A 16,092-nucleotide genomic window follows, 5' to 3' on the forward strand; every position below is an offset into this window, starting at 1 on the left:
AACACTGCAGGGGTGAGCGGCACTGCGTCTTCCCCGACTTCGCTCGACAGGCACAGTACGCGACACGCGGCTCAACTACGCTGGCACGGCGTCGCGAACGGGCCCCGCGTATTTCATAGGACAAGCGTACTGTTAGGCTCGTACGGCGAGGAAACCGGCATCTCACGGCGCCGGATACCTCCGATAGACGCGAGTCGCCGGCACAGCCCCGCCGGTGGCACACCCTCACACATGAGTGGAGCTGACGTGACGAAGATCGATACCTTCGGCGCCAAAGGCACGCTCGAGGTCGGAAGCAACTCCTACGAGATCTTCCGTCTCTCGGCTGTTCCCGGTACCGAGAAGCTGCCCTACGCCCTGAAGGTGCTGGCAGAGAACCTGCTGCGCACCGAGGACGGCGCGAACATCACCGCCGACCACATCCGCGAGATCGCGAACTGGGACCCCTCGGCACAGCCGAGCGTCGAGATCCAGTTCACCCCCGCGCGCGTGATCATGCAGGACTTCACCGGCGTGCCCTGCATCGTCGACCTGGCCACCATGCGTGAGGCCGTCACCGTCCTCGGTGGCGATCCGAGCAAGGTCAACCCGCTCTCCCCCGCCGACATGGTCATCGACCACTCGGTGATCCTGGACGTGTTCGGCCGCGCCGACGCGCTGGAGCGCAACGTCGAGCTCGAGTACGAGCGCAACGGCGAGCGCTACCAGTTCCTGCGCTGGGGCCAGGGCGCCTTCGACGACTTCAAGGTCGTCCCCCCGGGCATGGGCATCGTCCACCAGGTCAACATCGAGTACCTGGCCCCCACGGTCATGGTCCGCAACGGCCAGGCCTACCCCGACACCTGTGTCGGCACCGACTCGCACACCACCATGGTCAACGGCCTCGGCGTGCTGGGCTGGGGCGTCGGCGGTATCGAGGCCGAGGCCGCGATGCTGGGCCAGCCGGTCTCCATGCTGATCCCGCGCGTGGTCGGCTTCAAGCTGACCGGTGAGATCAAGCCCGGCGTGACCGCCACCGACGTGGTGCTCACCGTGACCGAGCAGCTGCGCAAGCACGGCGTGGTCGGCAAGTTCGTCGAGTTCTACGGCAAGGGCGTGTCCGAGGTCCCCCTCGCCAACCGTGCCACCCTGGGCAACATGAGCCCCGAGTTCGGCTCCACCGCCGCGATCTTCCCGATCGACGGCGAGACCATCAACTACCTGCGCCTGACCGGCCGCAGCGACGAGCAGCTCGCGCTCGTCGAGGCGTACGCCAAGGAACAGGGCATGTGGCACGACCCCGAGCGCGAGCCGGTCTACTCGGAGTACCTCGAGCTGGATCTGAGCACCGTGGTGCCCTCGATCGCCGGCCCGAAGCGTCCCCAGGACCGCATCCTGCTCAGCGAGTCCAAGAGCGCCTTCCGCGCCGACATCGTCAACTACGTCGGCGAGGGTGAGCTCACCGCGCTCGACGAGGGTGTCGAGGAGTCCTTCCCGGCCTCGGATTCGACCGCGGTGTCGGCCAGTGCGGCCGATGACACCTACGTCCCGGCCCACTCGGCCGCCAAGGGTGCCAACGGTCGTCCGTCCAAGCCGATCGAGGTCGTCGGCGAGGACGGCAACAAGTTCGTCCTCGATCACGGCGCCGTCGTGGTCGCGGGTATCACCTCCTGCACCAACACCTCCAACCCGTCGGTCATGCTGGGCGCGGCCCTGCTGGCCCGCAACGCGGTGGAGAAGGGTCTGTCGACCAAGCCGTGGGTGAAGACCAACATGGCTCCCGGCTCGCAGGTCGTCACCGACTACTACGAGAAGGCCGGCCTGTGGCCCTACCTGGAGAAGCTGGGCTTCTTCGTCGGTGGCTACGGCTGCACCACCTGCATCGGTAACACCGGTCCGCTGCCCGAGGCGATCTCGGCCGCGATCAACGACAACGACCTCTCGGTCACCGCGGTGCTCTCGGGCAACCGTAACTTCGAGGGTCGCATCTCCCCCGACGTGAAGATGAACTACCTGGCCTCCCCGCCGCTGGTCATCGCCTACGCGCTCGCGGGCACGATGGACTTCGACTTCGAAGCCGACGCGCTGGGCACCGACACCGACGGCAACCCGGTCTTCCTGAAGGACATCTGGCCTTCGGCCCAGGAGATCGACGACACCATCAAGTCGGCGATCAGCCAGGACATGTTCCGCAACTCCTACGCCACCGTCTTCGACGGCGACAAGCGTTGGCAGGAACTGTCGACCCCCGAGGGCGACACCTTCGCGTGGGACGAGAAGTCGACCTACGTGCGCAAGGCGCCGTACTTCGACGGCATGTCGATGGACCCCTCCCCGGTCACCGACATCACCGGCGCGCGCGTGCTGGCCCTGCTGGGCGACTCGGTCACCACCGACCACATCTCCCCGGCCGGTCCGATCAAGCCGGGCACCCCGGCCGCGCAGTACCTCGACGCCAACGGTGTGGCCCGCAAGGACTACAACTCGCTGGGCTCGCGTCGCGGTAACCACGAGGTCATGATCCGTGGCACCTTCGCCAACATCCGGCTGCGCAACCAGCTGCTCGACGACGTCTCGGGTGGTTACACCCGCGACTTCACCGTCGACGGTGGCCCGCAGGCGTTCATCTACGACGCCTCGCAGAACTACCAGGCCGCCGGCATCCCGCTGGTCGTGCTCGGTGGCAAGGAATACGGTTCGGGCTCCTCGCGTGACTGGGCAGCCAAGGGCACCAGCCTGCTGGGCGTGAAGGCCGTCATCACCGAGTCGTTCGAGCGCATCCACCGCTCCAACCTGATCGGCATGGGCGTTGTGCCGCTGCAGTTCCCGGCCGGCGAGTCCGCCGCGTCGCTGGGCCTGACCGGCACCGAGACCTTCGACATCGCGGGCATCACCGCGCTGAACGAGGGTGTCACCCCCAAGACCGTCAAGGTCACCGCCACCGCCGAGGACGGCACGGTCACCGAGTTCGACGCGGTTGTCCGCATCGACACCCCCGGTGAGGCCGACTACTACCGCAACGGCGGCATCCTGCAGTACGTGCTGCGCAACATGATCCGCGGCTAGTTGTTCGACACGTGGCGCGTAACGTGTTGCGCCACAAGGGCATTGACCTGCCCATTGAATAATGCGACAGCCCCCGTCTCGGTTCGCCGGGGCGGGGGTCCGTGTATCCGCTAGTTGGAGGAATCATGCCCAAGGTCAGCGACGACCATCTCGCCGCCCGCCGCAGCCAGATCCTCGACGGTGCACGGCGCTGTTTCGCCGACTACGGCTACGACGGCGCCACCGTGCGCCGCCTGGAAGAGGCCATCGGGCTGTCCCGTGGCGCGATCTTCCACCACTTCCGCGACAAGGACGCGCTGTTCTTCGCCCTGGCCAAGGACGACGCCGAGCGCATGGCCGAGGTCGCCGCCAACCAGGGCATCGTCCAGGTGATGCGCGATATGCTCGCGCGCCCCGAGGAATTCAACTGGTTGGGCACCCGCCTCGAGATCGCCCGGCGCGTGCGCACCGACCCCGAGTTCCGGGCCGGCTGGACCCAGCGCTCCGCCGAACTCACCGCCGCCACCCTGGCCCGCCTCGAGCGCCGCAAGGCCGCGGGCGCCCTGCGCGACGACGTCCCCACCGACGTGCTCCTCGGCTATCTCGACCTGGTCCTCGACGGCCTCATCGCCCGCATCGCCTCGGGCCACACCAACGAAAACCTTTCCGCCGTATTGGATCTGGTGGAAGCATCCGTGCGGCGCAAGGAATCCTGAGCCGCTCGACGTGGCCGGTCAGTCGGCCCATCCGCTGAGCAGGGTGCGTGAGATCCGGTCCAGGGCGGCGCGATCGGCGGGGTCGAGGACCGACAACATCGCCGTCTCGTTCTCGGTGTGCGCGACGACGACCCGGTCGACGAGTGCGCGACCTTCCTCGGTGAGCGCCACCCGCACCGCGCGTCGATCCTGACGGTCGGCGATGCGGTGGACCAGGCCCGCCGCCTCGAGGCGGTCGATCCGGCCGGTCATGCCCGCACGCGAGAGCATCAGTGTATCGGCGAGCACCGAGGGGTTGAGTTCGAACGGTGCGCCCGAACGGCGAAGGGCCGCAAGCACATCGAACTCGCCGCGCTGCAAACCGTGTGCGGCGAAGACGGATTCGACGCGCGCGGTGCCCAGGGCCATCAGTCGGGCGAGCCTGCCGAAGACCCCCATCGCCTCGAGGTCGAGGTCGGGTCGTTCGCGCTGCCACTGCGCGGTGATCGCATCGACGACATCCGGTTCGCGTTCATCCATGGACACGATTCTATTCGCTGAGATATAGTTCGGTGACGAATTATCAACCGGCGAATGGAATCAGTCATGACCGACACCCGCGAGATCGCCCTGTGCCTGCCCGATGACGCCGAGACCCTCGGCACCGAGAACGTGCGCCTGCGCCTGCTCACCGACGCCGACGTCACCGACGGCGCGGTCAGCACCCTGGAAGTCACCATGGCGCGCGGCGCCGACGGCGCCGCGCCGCACTTCCACACCCGCTCCGACGAGCTGTTCTATGTCGCCGACGGCGAACTCCAGGTCATGGCCGGTGACCGCCTCCTCACCGTCGGCGCGGGCGGATCGCTGGTGGTGCCGCGCCACATGCCGCACGCCTTCGGCGCCACCCCCGACAGCGGCGCGCGGATCCTCATCGCCCTGATGCCCGGCGTGCGGCGCTTCGAGTACTTCCGCCTGCTCGATCGACTCCTGCGCGGCGAGGCGGGACACGCCGAATTCGTCGCCGCCCAGGAGGAATTCGACAATCACTTCGTCGACGCGCCCGCGTGGTGGGCCGAACGCGAGGCCGGGCGCCGCTGAGATCGGTCATACGCGCGGGCCGCGGCTGTGGTCGAGATTGCACCCGCATCGGGAACAATCGGCCCGAAGCCGCCAGTTGTACAGCGTATGACGTTCTCCGTACCGGTCCTCGTCCGCGGCTACGAGCTCGACACCCAGGGCCACCTCAACCACGCCGTCTACCACCAGTACGGCGAGCACGCCCGCTGGGAGCTGCTGCGTGCGGCGGGGATCGCCCAGGACAAGTTCATCGCCAGCGGCGTCGGCGCGGTGGTGCTCGAGTCGACCATCAAGTACCGGCGTGAACTGCGCGGCGGTGACGAAGTGACCGTGACCTGCGCGTTCGACTGGAACGACGGCGCCAAGGTGTTCCGCTTCCACCACGAGATCATCAAGCTCGACGGCACCGTCGCCGCCGAGATCACCGTGGTGGCGGGCGCGATGGACCTGACCACCCGCAAACTCGTCGCGAACCCGGCCGAGCACTTCCGCGAGCTCGCCGACAACCCCGAGCTGCTCGGACTCTAGAACTCCCGCACGGCGCGGTGGACATCGCTCGAGATGCCCGCCGCGCCGTTGCCGTCCGCGTTAGCTGCCGGATTGCCGGTGCCTGGGTCGTCTTCGCATCCGAGTTGTCCGAAATTCTCGGTCCTCGAGGCGATCACGCGCCGCTCGGCGGTTCGCCCGGCACTCCGCAAATCTCGCGAACCCACTCGGATGCGCGTCGCGTCACGTTATGATCCGAAGCACCTCGAGGGGTCCTGGCAAATCGCGAGCAGACGAGCAGATCGGAGTGAGTGCCCATGACCGACGCCATCCACCTCCCCGCTACCGCGTCGCGGGAGGACAGGGGTCCCGCACTGCGCGGACTACTGGTGGCCGAGTCCGATCACGACATCTCGGTGCGTGTCGACGGGGGTACCTGGACTTTCGATCGCCGTGACGTCCTTCGCCTCACCGAGGACCGCGCGAGCGCGGGCGAACGGCAGGTGCGCGTCGACATCCGCCCCGGCGCCACCGCCGATTTCACCCGCCGCATGCGCGTGGAACTCGTCGACCGGCCGATCACCCTGGCCCCGCAGCCGTCCGAAGCCCTCGGCGACGACCAGCTCGCCGCGGCCACCCGGCACTGGGCCAGCACACTGCGCATCGCCGAACGAGGTGGTGTCACGGGAGCGACGTTCACCTTCCACGACGGCATCAACTGCGACAGCCTCGACTGAAAGCGGCCCGCGGTCATGGAAGGCGCTACCGACGCCGTGCTCATCGTCTCCGAGACCGACGATCTGCACGCCGACGCGCTGGCATCCACCCTGCGAGAACACCACCGGCTCGACCCGATTCGCCTCGACCTGCGCGACTTCCCCACGCAGACAGGCAGTTTCCGACTCGACAAGACCGGGACCAATCGCGCGATGTCGCATATCCACGGTCTCGACGACGTGCGGGCGGTGTGGTGGCGCAGGCCGCACCCGTGTCGGGTGCCGCACGGGGTGCGCGCCGCCGACGACGCGTTCCGCCAGGCCGAATGCGACGGGTTCCTGCAGGGCATGCTGTGGTCGATCCCGGCGTACTGGGTCAACGATCCGGCGGCCGAGCGCACCGCCAGCCGCAAGATCGTGCAGCTGGAAACCGCGCAACGCGCCGGGTTCGTCATCCCGGAGACGCTGATCACCAACGACCCGGACGAGGCCCGCAGTTTCGTCGAATCCCGTTCCGGCCCAGTGGTATACAAGCGCACCGGCACCGGGCGTGGCGAGTTCTCCGAGACCCGGATCGTCACCGGGTCCGACCTGCACCGGCTCGACTCGATCCGCTCCACCCCCACCACGTTCCAGGACTACGTGGAGGCCAGTTGCGATCTGCGGGTGGTGTGGGTCGACGGGGTCGAGTGGAGCGTGCGCATCGACTCCCAGGCCGGGGTGGGGCGCATCGACTCGCGCCTGGACACCTCGGTGGGGTTCACCCGCGAACGGTTGCCCGCCTCGGTGAGCAAGTCGTTGTCGACCCTGATGGGCGCGCTGGGACTGAGCTTCGGCGTGGTCGATCTACGCCTCGGCGTCGACGGCGAGTACTACTTCCTCGAGGTGAACCCGCAGGGACAGTTCGCCTACCTGGAGATCAAGACGGGGCTGCCGCTGTTCACCAGCCTGGCGAATCTGCTCGTGCGCGGCGACGGCGCGGTCCCCGGCTGGTAGCCCTAGTCGGCGGCCGGATTCTTGCGCCGGTTCGCGCCACCGCGCCCGCGCAGTTCGACGTGTGATTCGACGAGCACATTGTGGATGAAGCCGTACGAGCGGCCGGTGGAGCGGGCCAGGGTGCGAATACTCGCGCCCGCCTCGTACTGCTTCTTCAACTGGGTCTGCAACCGGTCGCGGGACTTGCCCGTGACGCGCGTGCCCTTACCCAACGTGGTCGATTTACCCTTGGCCGACCTAGCGGCCTGTCTGGCAGTGTCGCTCATGGCTTCCTCCGAGTCGCCGAGCACTGCTTCCAGGCTAGACACTCCGCCCCCGGTGATCAACGAAAACAGTGATCGAACTCACCCGATCCGCGCGAGTTCCACCCCGACACAGCGTTTCACGCCGCGACACACCGGGCCCGGGGCCGGATCAGGCGAGATCGATCAGCTCCGCGTACTCGGCCGACCAGTGATCCTCGGTGCCGTCGGGCAGCAGGATGACCCGCTCGGGGTTCAGCGCCTCGGCCGCGCCCGGGTCGTGGGTCACCAGCACGACCGCGCCCGCGTAGGTGCGCAGCGCCTCGAGGACCTGCTCGCGCGAGACCGGGTCGAGGTTGTTGGTCGGCTCGTCGAGCAGCAGCACGTTCGCCGCCGAGGACACCAGCCCGGCCAGCGCCAGGCGGGTCTTCTCACCGCCGGACAGGGTGCCGGCCGGCTGGTCGAGCTGCGGGCCGGTGAACATGAACGCGCCCAGCAGGCTGCGCAGTTCCTGTTCGCCGGCGTCGGGCGAGGCGTGGCGGATGTTCTCCCACACCGAGGCCTGATCGTCGAGGGTGTCGTGTTCCTGGGCGAAGTAGCCGACCTTGAGCCCGCGACCCTGCTCGACGCCACCGGCGGTGGGCGTCTCCACCCCGGCCAGCAGTTTGAGCATGGTGGTCTTACCGGCGCCGTTGAGGCCGAGCACGACCACGCGGCTGCCCTTGTCGACGGCGAAGTTCACACCGGTGAAGATCTCGAGCGAGCCGTAGAGCTTGGTCAGGTCCTTGACCATCAGCGGGGTCTTGCTGCACGGGGCGGGCTCGGGGAAGCGGATCTTGGCGACCTTGTCGCTCACGCGCACTTCGTCGAGATCGTTGATCAGGCGTTCGGCGCGTCGCACCATCTGGTGTGCCGCAGCGGCTTTGGTGGCCTTGGCGCCGAGCTTGGCGGCCTGCTGACGCAGCGCGCCGGCCTTCTTCTCGGCGTTGGCGCGTTCGCGCACGCGACGCTGTTCGTCGGTGGCGCGAGCGTCGAGGTACTTCTTCCAGCCCATGTTGTAGACGTCGGGCTCGCCGCGCACCGCGTCGAGGAACCACACCTTGTTCACCACGTCACCGAGCAGTTCGACATCGTGGCTGATCACGATCAGGCCGCCGTCGTGGTTCTGCAGGAACCCGCGCAGCCAGGTGATGGAGTCGGCGTCGAGGTGGTTGGTCGGCTCGTCGAGTAGCAGGATGCGATCGGAGCGACCGCCGGAGCCGTCGGAGGCGGAGAACAGGATGCGCGCGAGTTCGATGCGGCGACGCTGACCACCGGACAGGGTGCGCAGCTGCTGGCCGAGCACCCGGTCGGGTAGGCCGAGGCTGTTGCAGATGCGGGCCGCCTCGCTCTCGGCCACGTAGCCGCCGAGCGAGGAGAACTGGTCCTCGAGGCGCCCGTAGCGGCGGATCGCCTTGTCGCGGGCGGCGTCGTCGGCGACCTCGGCCATCTCGAGCTGGGCCTTCTCCATGTCGCGCAGCAGCACGTCGAGGCCGCGCGCGGACAGGACCCGGTCCTTGGCGATCACATCGAGATCGCCTTCCTTGGGGTCCTGGGGCAGGTAGCCGATCTCGGTGGAGCGGGTGATCTTGCCGGCGTAGGGCTCACCCTCACCCGCGAGAATGCGCAGGGTGGTGGTTTTACCCGCACCGTTGCGCCCGACCAGACCGATCCGGTCGCCCGCCTGCACGCGCAGCGCGGGTCCAGGGGCGGAGAGCAGGGTGCGGACTCCGGCCCGGACCTCCAGGTCGGTCGCCGTGATCACAGAGTTCTCCTCAGAGTAAGACAATCGGAAAGGGCATATCGGCAAGAACCACTTATTTTACCGCCGCCGAATCAGGAAGCCGAACTCGGCGCCGTCGGATGTGAGCGTGGTTACTCTCGTGCCATGACTACCGATCTTCTCGGCCGCACTGCCCTCGTCACCGGAGCAAGTCGCGGCATCGGCCTTGCCACCGCCGCCGAACTGATGCGCCGCGGCGCGAACGTCGTGATCACCGCGCGCAAACCCGAACCGCTCGAGGCCGCCGCGGACGAGTTGCGCGCGCTGGGCCACAAGGGTCAGGTGAGCGCCTTCGCGGGCAACGCCGGCGATGCCGAGGCGCGCGCCGGAGCCGTGGCCAGGGCTGTCACCGAGTTCGGATCGCTGGACATCCTGATCAACAACACCGGCATCAACCCGGTCTACGGCGCGCTCATGGACGCCGATCTGGGCGGGGTGAGCAAGATCTTCGACGTGAACGTGGTGGCCTCGCTGGGCTATGTGCAGCAGGCGTACCGGGCGTGGATGGCCGAGCACGGCGGCGCCGTGGTGAACGTGGCCAGTGTGGCGGGCATCCGCTCGTCGGGGGTGATCTCGGCCTATGGCGCGTCGAAGGCGGCGCTGATCCGGCTCACCGAGGAACTGGCGTGGCAGCTCGGCCCGAAGATCCGGGTGAACGCGGTGGCGCCGGGCGTGATCAAGACCAAGTTCGCCGACGCGCTGTACTCCCACGACGAGGAGGCCGCCGCGAGCGTGTACCCGATGAAGCGGCTCGGGGAGCCCGCGGATGTGGCGCGGTTGATCGCGTTCCTGGTCTCCGACGAGGCCGCGTGGATCACCGGTGATTGCGTGCGGGTCGACGGCGGGTTGCTGGCCACCGGCGGTCTCTGACCGGTGTCGGGCGGCACCGGATCACCCGGTGCCGCCGCGACTTGTCACCTGGCGGTCGCGGTGTCCTCGACGCGCGCGGACTCGGTCTGTGCCGATGTCGCTCGTGGGCCTTCGGCCTTGCGCCGGGCGCCCTCGGCCCGCGCTGATTCCGTCCGCTTGCCGTCGCGCGTGCTGGTGCCTTCCGCCTGCGTGCCCTCCGCCTCGGCGCGCGCCGCTTCGGCACGGGCGGCTTCGGCGCGGGCGAGCGGGTCAACGACGACGATCTCCTCGGCGCGGGTGACGCCGAGCGGGTCACGCACCGGGCGATCGCGTGATCGGCCCTCGTCCAGGCCCCACCGGTCGTGCAGGCGGTGCAGGAATTCCGGTGCGTACCAACTGGTTTCGCCGAGCAGCTTCATCGCGGCGGGCAGCAGCACCCCGCGCACCAGGGTGGCGTCGACGAGCACGGCCAGCGGCAGGCCGATGCCGAAGGCCTTCATGAAGGTGATGTCGGAGGCGAGGAAGCCGAGGAACACCAGCGAGATCAGGATCGCGGCGGCGGTGACGATGCGTCCGACCCGTTCCAGGCCGAGCGCGACGGCGGTCTCGTTCTTGCCGGTGCGGTCGTATTCCTCGCGGATGCGGGCCAGCAGGAACACCTGGTAGTCCATCGCGAGCCCGAAGGCGACGGCGAACAGCATCACCGGGACCGTCGCGGCCAGATCGCCGGTGACGGAGAAACCGAGCACGCCGGACAGGTGGCCGTCCTGGAAGATCCACACCAGCGCGCCGAAGGTGGCGGTCAGGCTCAACGCGCTGAGGATCACCGCGAGCACCGGGAGTACCACACTGCCGGTGAGCGCGAACAGCACGATCAGCATCAGGATCACCACGAACCCGAGCGCCCACGGGACCCGGTGTTCGATGGCGGTGATCGAATCCACCTGTGCCGCGGCGACGCCGCCGACGAGCAGTTCGCTCGGGGTCGGCACCGCGCGCACCTGCTCGACCAGGCCGGTCAGGGCGTCGGTGTCGCCGGTGGCGGGCACGATCGACAGGTAGACCGCGCGGTCGACCCGGAATCGGCTGTTGGCCGCGGTGGGTTCGACCAGCAGGCCGCCCTGGGCGTAGCTGCCGGTGGCGGTGTCGACGCGGCGCACGTCGGGCAGGTCGGAGAATCGCCGGGCGATGGTGTCCAGGCCCGCCGCGCTGTAGGCGCTCTCGGGCAGCACGGCCACGAGGGTGTGCTGGTCGACCATGCTGAAATCGCGGGCCACGATCTCGGTGACCTGGCGTGAACTCAACGATTCGGGCAGGGCGCGCTCGTCCGGGAAGCCGAGTTTCACGCCGAGGAACGGTGCGCCGAGCAGCAGCAGGATCGCGGTGACGGCCAGGCCGATCGGGATGGGTTTGCGCATCACGGCGGTGGCCAGGTCGTGCCAGAAACCCTCGCCGGGGGCGGGGCGGGGCGCGCGCAGGAACCACCAGCCGAGCTGGCCCTTGTCGATGCGGGTGCCGATCAACAGCAGCGCGGCGGGCAGCACGGTGAGCGCGACCAGCGCGGCCAGGGCCGCGACGGCGATACCCGCGTAGCCCATCGACCGGATCGCGGGCAGCGGGAAGAACAGCAGTCCGGCCAGTGCCACCGCGACGGTGAGCGCGGAGAACGCGACGGTGCGACCGGCGGTGCGCAGGGTGGTGGCCACCGCGCCTGCCGGGGCGCGGCCCTCGGCGAGTTCGTCGCGGTAGCGGTTGACGATCAGCAGGCTGTAGTCGATCGCCAGGCCAAGGCCCAGCAGCGACGCCACGTTCGCGGCGGTGACCGCGAGCGGGGTGAACAGCGTGACCGCCCACAGCACGCCCATCGTGGTGATCACCGTGACGGCCGCGACGAGCAGCGGCAGACTCGCGGCGACCAGGCCGCCGAAGACGAACATCAGCGCGATCAGGGTGAGCGGGAAGGCGATGAGTTCGCCCTTGGCGATGTCGGTCTTGCTCTGCTCGACAGTCTCGTGCATGAGCATGGCGTAACCGCCGACACGGACCTGGATGACACCGCGATCACCGGCGAGGTCCTCGGCGATGGCGGCGACGCGCTGGTCGATCTCGCGTTCGCTGCCGAGCAGACTCGCCACGATCAGGCCCTGCTTGCCGTCGACGCTGCGCAGCGCGGGCTGGTGGGTCGTCCAGTACGACGCCACCTCGGCGACGCCGTCGCGCTCACGCAGATTGGCGACCAATCCCGTTGCGGCGGCGGTGGATTCGGGGTCCTCGACCGTGGTCTGGGTCTCGACGAGCAGCACCAGGTTCGGCGGGGCCTGACCGAATTCCTCGCGCAGCACCGTCAGCGCGCGACTGGACTCGCTGCCGGGGTCGGAGTATCCGCCGCCCTCCACCCGCTCGAACAGCGTGGCGCCCAGTGCACCGAGCACCACCGTCAACGCCGCGAAAACGCCGAGCACCCAGCGACTGCGCCGCCTGGTGAATTCGAACACCGGATATTCCCCTAACTAGTCACGCCACTGCGCGCGCACATCGACGCGCGGGGGTCCCGGCTCGTCTCACCCGATCCTGTTGTCGGGTCGGCGCGTTCGCCCGGCGATGGTAGCAACTCCGTGGCGGTACCGCCGGGCCTCGGACAGAGGATCTTCGGACCCGATCAGCTACCGGTCTCGACGGTGTTCGGGTCGGTGCTGGAAGCGGTTCGTCCGGGCCCGGCGGGACCGGCTCGACGCGCACGGGCACGCGGTGGGCGGATCAGGGGATGTCCGCGATCGCCCGCACGATGGCCGAGGAACTCGCGGTCGTCATGGCCGGTATGCGCCCGGCGGTCACGGTGATCGGGTGAGGCCCAGGACCGCGGTGGCGAGGGTTCGGCGGATCGATGGTGGGGCGGCGGTGAACAGGGTGCGCATGGCGGTGGCGGTGCCGCGCAGGTCGTCGTGGCCCGACAGGTACGACTTCTGCAGGGCGGCAGGCACAGTGAAGAAGGTGTCGAAGAAGACGGGGACCTCCCGGGGTGGCAGTGCCAGCAGCGCGCGCAGGCCCGCGCGGCGCAGGGCGGCGACGGCGCGGGTGCGCGGGGTCGACCACGGGGCGCCCGCGGCGACGGTGTCGGCGGNNNNCGCGGCGGCGACGCTGTAGCCGGTGGCGGGGTGCGTCATCCCGCCTGCCGCGCCGAAGCGGCCGTGGCCGGGTGTGCCGCCCTCGACCGGAAACCGCACGCGCTCAACAGGTTCGGCGCCGGTGAGCGCGATTCCGCGTTCGCGCAGTCGATATTCCAGTCTGCGGCGCAGGACGTCCGGGGTGAGCGCGGGTCGCCCGGCCAGGCAGGTCTCCTCGAACAACATGGTGTCGGGGCCCAGCGGAACCGCGTAGAGGAACGAGGGCGCCTCGTCCGGTCCGGCACCGTTGTCGCGCCGCCAGTCCATGAACAGGGTCGGTTCGTCCGCGCGCGCGAGCACCACCCCGTACGCGGTCTGCTCGGCCCGTCGCGCCGAACGCCCCAGCCCGCGCGCGTCCACCACCCGACCGACACACTCGAGCCCACTCGCCGTCCGCACCCGACCCGCCCGCGCGTCCACCGCCACCGCCCGCTGCGCGATCACCGTCACCCCGTCGAGCGTCAACGACGCCTGCAACCGCGCACTGTCGAACACCTGATACGTCCGCTCCACCCGATGCTCCCCCACCGCCCACGCCACCGGCCGATCAACCGACGCGGCCACCACCGCACCATCCACCCACCCCGGCAACTCATCACTCCACGCCCCATACGTCGCCCCCCACCCCCGCCCCGGCGCCGGATCGATCCCGATCACCGAAAGCCCCGCCCCCACCGCCCGATGCGCCACCGCCCGCCCCGCCGGCCCCAACCCACACACGATCACATCCGCACGCATTCCACGATTGGATCAGAAGCGGCAGCCCGCGACCTCACCGGACAGCCACACATCACGTCACGACTGTCTGTCGTCGACCACACTCGAAGCCGTGAATCGCGGTCATGTCACCGGCGACCAGCCCGCCCTGCCTTCGCACTCGCGTCGACGGTGGAGATACTGGGCGACATGAATGATGTTGTGCGACAGCTAGCCCGCGACGTGGACCGCACCTGCCGACTGTCGGGCACGTTCACCCTCCGGTCAGGGGTAGTCGCGACGGAGTACTTCGACAAATACCTGTTCGAATCCGATCCGCTCCTGCTTCGTCGAGTGGTCGATCTGATGGTTCCACTCGTTCCCGAGGACACTGAGGTGTTGGGCGGACTCGAGATGGGCGGCATACCCCTGGTCACCGTGCTGAGCCAGGCAACCGGTCTTCCTGCGGTGTACGTGCGTAAGGACGCGAAACAGTACGGGACGACCAAACTCGCGGAAGGCGTGAGCGTCGAAGGGAAGTCGGTCACTCTCATCGAGGATGTGATCACCACGGGTGGCGCGGTGCGCAACGCGGCTCTTGCGCTCCGCGCGCTCAACGCGCACGTTTCGGTCGTGCTGTGCGCGATCGACAGGTCGAACTCGGACGGCACGGCACTGGCCGATACTCAGCTGACGATTCGGTCGGTCCTTACGAAATCGCTACTGGACGCGTCCCTCGTCGACTGAAAGAACGGCCGACTACCGGTCCAGTGGTTGCCGCTGTTTCAAGCTCTGCGCGATTACGGACCGGATTCGATTCGGGCGCGCATTCTCGCCCCCGCGCGGCCTATCGATCATGATGGGTGGCATGAGGTCGATCTGGAAGGGCTCGATCGCTTTCGGGCTGGTGAATGTGCCGGTCAAGGTCTATACGGCGACCGAGGATCATGATATTCGGTTCCATCAGGTCCATGCCGCGGACGGTGGGCGGATCAAGTATGACCGGGTGTGTCAGGTGTGTGGGAATTCGGTGCAGTTCGCCGATATCGACAAGGCCTATACCTCGCCCGACGGGGATCAGGTGGTGTTGACCGATCAGGATTTCTCGAAGTTGCCCGCGGCGGAGAAACACGAGATTCCGGTGTTGGAATTCGTGCCGTCCGAGCAGATCGACCCGGTGCTGTTCGACAAGAGCTATTACCTGGAACCGGATTCGGCCACGCCCAAGGCCTACCAGTTGTTGGCGGCCACGCTCGAGCGCATCGACAAGACCGCGCTCGTGCACTTCACGCTGCGGCAGAAGACCCGGTTGGCGGCGTTGCGGGTGCGCGACGGGGTGCTGGTGTTGCAGACGCTGCTGTGGCCCGACGAGGTGCGGGCGGTGGAGTTCCCGGCGCTCGAGGACGCGGCGACTCCGCGCCCGCAGGAGTTGAAGATGGCCGAGACGCTGGTGGAGTCGATGTCGGGCGATTTCGACCCGTCCGAATACACCGACGAGTATCAGATCGAGCTGCAGAAACTGCTCGACGAGGCGATCGCGGCCGGCGACGGCAAGGTCGTGCCCGCCGCCGAGACCGAGCCCGTCGAACAGGCCGACGCCGAGGTGGTCGACCTGGTCGCGGCACTGCAACGCAGCCTCGAGGCCAGCGGCAAACGCGAGGCGGCCCCGGCGAAACCGGCGAAGAAGGCCGCGAAGAAGGCCGCCCCCCGCAAGGCGGCGAGCAAATCCACCACCGCCAAGACCCAGACCCGCAAGGGCGCCTAGTGCCGTCGACCGTGGCGATCGTGCCGATGGGCTTGGGACACCTGCGTCAAGTCCTCGACCTGGGCCATCAGGTCTTCGACACCACCATCAAGCCGTATACGTCCTGGTCGCTCACCGCGGTCGCCGAGCACCTCGACAGCCCGGACAACGCCTGCTGGGTGGCCCTGGACTCCGACCGGGTGGTCGGGTTCGTGCTCGGTTCGATGGAGTTCGAGAATCGCGACGACTGGGCGTATCTGGAGTGGATCGCGGTCGCGCCGGACATGCAGGGGCACGGGATCGCCCGGCGCCTGGTCGACGCGTGTTCGGAGGCGCTGTTCACGCGCGGGGCGCGCCATATCGTCACCGATGTCGAGGACCGCAACAGCGCCTCGGCCGCGCTGATGACCAGCAGCGGTTTCGTGCCCGCCGCGACCGTGACCCTGCTGGTGCGGGCCAATCCGGCCGAAGCGAGCGAGGAACCCGCGCTGCCGCCGATGACCAAACGCGATCTGGTGCGCCGCGGCAGGCTCTCGGTCGAGCATCCACTGCCCTGATCCCCGGAGCGCCTCGGCCAC

General features: G+C 68.5%; 15 protein-coding genes. 10 read left to right on the forward strand and 5 right to left on the reverse strand.

Features of this window, described 5'->3' with window-relative positions; translation table 11 throughout:
* Positions 1-231: 231 nt before the first annotated feature.
* Both acnA and ACFP3H_RS14815 read left to right on the forward strand, forming a co-directional pair.
* Positions 232-3,045 (forward strand): aconitate hydratase AcnA, encoded by a 2,814-nt coding sequence (gene acnA / locus ACFP3H_RS14810; RefSeq protein WP_378605696.1) that lies wholly within the window; start codon positions 232-234, stop codon positions 3,043-3,045.
* A 125-nt stretch (positions 3,046-3,170) separates the two neighbouring features.
* A complete protein-coding gene (locus tag ACFP3H_RS14815) occupies positions 3,171-3,740 on the forward strand; it encodes a TetR/AcrR family transcriptional regulator (protein WP_378605699.1) in 570 nt (189 codons plus the stop codon).
* 18 nt (positions 3,741-3,758) lie between these two features.
* Here ACFP3H_RS14815 and ACFP3H_RS14820 read toward each other — a convergent pair whose 3' ends face one another.
* Positions 3,759-4,259, reverse strand: a complete 501-nt coding sequence (locus ACFP3H_RS14820) for a MarR family winged helix-turn-helix transcriptional regulator (RefSeq protein WP_378605702.1) — start codon at positions 4,257-4,259, stop codon at positions 3,759-3,761.
* A 66-nt stretch (positions 4,260-4,325) separates the two neighbouring features.
* Between ACFP3H_RS14820 and ACFP3H_RS14825 the strand changes: the two genes are divergently transcribed.
* From ACFP3H_RS14825 to ACFP3H_RS14840, 4 genes are all read left to right on the forward strand, one after another.
* Positions 4,326-4,820: a cupin domain-containing protein gene (locus ACFP3H_RS14825; protein WP_378605705.1), complete on the forward strand. Its 495-nt coding sequence runs from the start codon at positions 4,326-4,328 to the stop codon at positions 4,818-4,820.
* An 87-nt stretch (positions 4,821-4,907) separates the two neighbouring features.
* Positions 4,908-5,327, forward strand: a complete 420-nt coding sequence (locus ACFP3H_RS14830; RefSeq protein WP_378605708.1) for an acyl-CoA thioesterase — start codon at positions 4,908-4,910, stop codon at positions 5,325-5,327.
* 275 nt (positions 5,328-5,602) lie between these two features.
* Positions 5,603-6,022 (forward strand): hypothetical protein, encoded by a 420-nt coding sequence (locus ACFP3H_RS14835; protein WP_378605711.1) that lies wholly within the window; start codon positions 5,603-5,605, stop codon positions 6,020-6,022.
* Positions 6,023-6,037: 15 nt separating this feature from the next.
* Positions 6,038-6,997 carry an MvdC/MvdD family ATP grasp protein gene (locus tag ACFP3H_RS14840; protein ID WP_378605714.1) on the forward strand — a complete coding sequence of 320 codons (960 nt, stop codon included), beginning with the start codon at positions 6,038-6,040 and terminating at the stop codon, positions 6,995-6,997.
* A 2-nt stretch (positions 6,998-6,999) separates the two neighbouring features.
* On the opposite strand, the gene ACFP3H_RS14845 is transcribed toward ACFP3H_RS14840, so the two are convergent.
* Together ACFP3H_RS14845 and ACFP3H_RS14850 are read right to left on the reverse strand one after the other, a co-directional pair.
* Entirely contained in the window at positions 7,000-7,263 is a 264-nt protein-coding gene (locus ACFP3H_RS14845; RefSeq protein ID WP_378605717.1) for a helix-turn-helix domain-containing protein, read from the reverse strand.
* A 148-nt stretch (positions 7,264-7,411) separates the two neighbouring features.
* The gene (locus ACFP3H_RS14850; RefSeq protein ID WP_378605720.1) at positions 7,412-9,043 is read right to left on the reverse strand and encodes an ABC-F family ATP-binding cassette domain-containing protein; all 1,632 of its coding nucleotides are present in this window, start codon (positions 9,041-9,043) and stop codon (positions 7,412-7,414) included.
* Positions 9,044-9,166: 123 nt separating this feature from the next.
* Between ACFP3H_RS14850 and ACFP3H_RS14855 the strand changes: the two genes are divergently transcribed.
* Positions 9,167-9,931: an SDR family oxidoreductase gene (locus tag ACFP3H_RS14855; RefSeq protein ID WP_378605723.1), complete on the forward strand. Its 765-nt coding sequence runs from the start codon at positions 9,167-9,169 to the stop codon at positions 9,929-9,931.
* A gap of 44 nt (positions 9,932-9,975) precedes the next feature.
* Here the strand turns inward: ACFP3H_RS14855 and ACFP3H_RS14860 are convergent, their stop codons facing one another.
* Together ACFP3H_RS14860 and ACFP3H_RS14865 are read right to left on the reverse strand one after the other, a co-directional pair.
* Positions 9,976-12,405 (reverse strand): MMPL family transporter, encoded by a 2,430-nt coding sequence (locus ACFP3H_RS14860; protein WP_378605726.1) that lies wholly within the window; start codon positions 12,403-12,405, stop codon positions 9,976-9,978.
* 336 nt (positions 12,406-12,741) lie between these two features.
* On the reverse strand, positions 12,742-13,812 hold the full coding sequence (locus ACFP3H_RS14865; RefSeq protein WP_378605729.1) for a lycopene cyclase family protein: 1,071 nt from the start codon (positions 13,810-13,812) through the stop codon (positions 12,742-12,744).
* 150 nt (positions 13,813-13,962) lie between these two features.
* On the opposite strand from ACFP3H_RS14865, the gene ACFP3H_RS14870 reads away from it, so the two are divergent.
* The 3 genes from ACFP3H_RS14870 to ACFP3H_RS14880 all read left to right on the forward strand — a co-directional run bounded on the left by ACFP3H_RS14870 (position 13,963) and on the right by ACFP3H_RS14880 (position 16,071).
* Complete coding sequence (locus ACFP3H_RS14870) at positions 13,963-14,517, forward strand: orotate phosphoribosyltransferase (RefSeq protein WP_378605732.1); 555 nt, start codon at positions 13,963-13,965, stop codon at positions 14,515-14,517.
* 121 nt (positions 14,518-14,638) lie between these two features.
* On the forward strand, positions 14,639-15,535 hold the full coding sequence (ku, locus tag ACFP3H_RS14875; RefSeq protein ID WP_378605735.1) for a non-homologous end joining protein Ku: 897 nt from the start codon (positions 14,639-14,641) through the stop codon (positions 15,533-15,535).
* Positions 15,535-16,071 carry a GNAT family N-acetyltransferase gene (locus ACFP3H_RS14880; protein WP_378605738.1) on the forward strand — a complete coding sequence of 179 codons (537 nt, stop codon included), beginning with the start codon at positions 15,535-15,537 and terminating at the stop codon, positions 16,069-16,071. The genes ku and ACFP3H_RS14880 overlap by 1 nt, the downstream gene beginning before the upstream one ends.
* Positions 16,072-16,092 lie beyond the last annotated feature (21 nt).

The organism is Nocardia lasii, assembly GCF_042658545.1.
Lineage (GTDB): Bacteria > Actinomycetota > Actinomycetes > Mycobacteriales > Mycobacteriaceae > Nocardia > Nocardia lasii.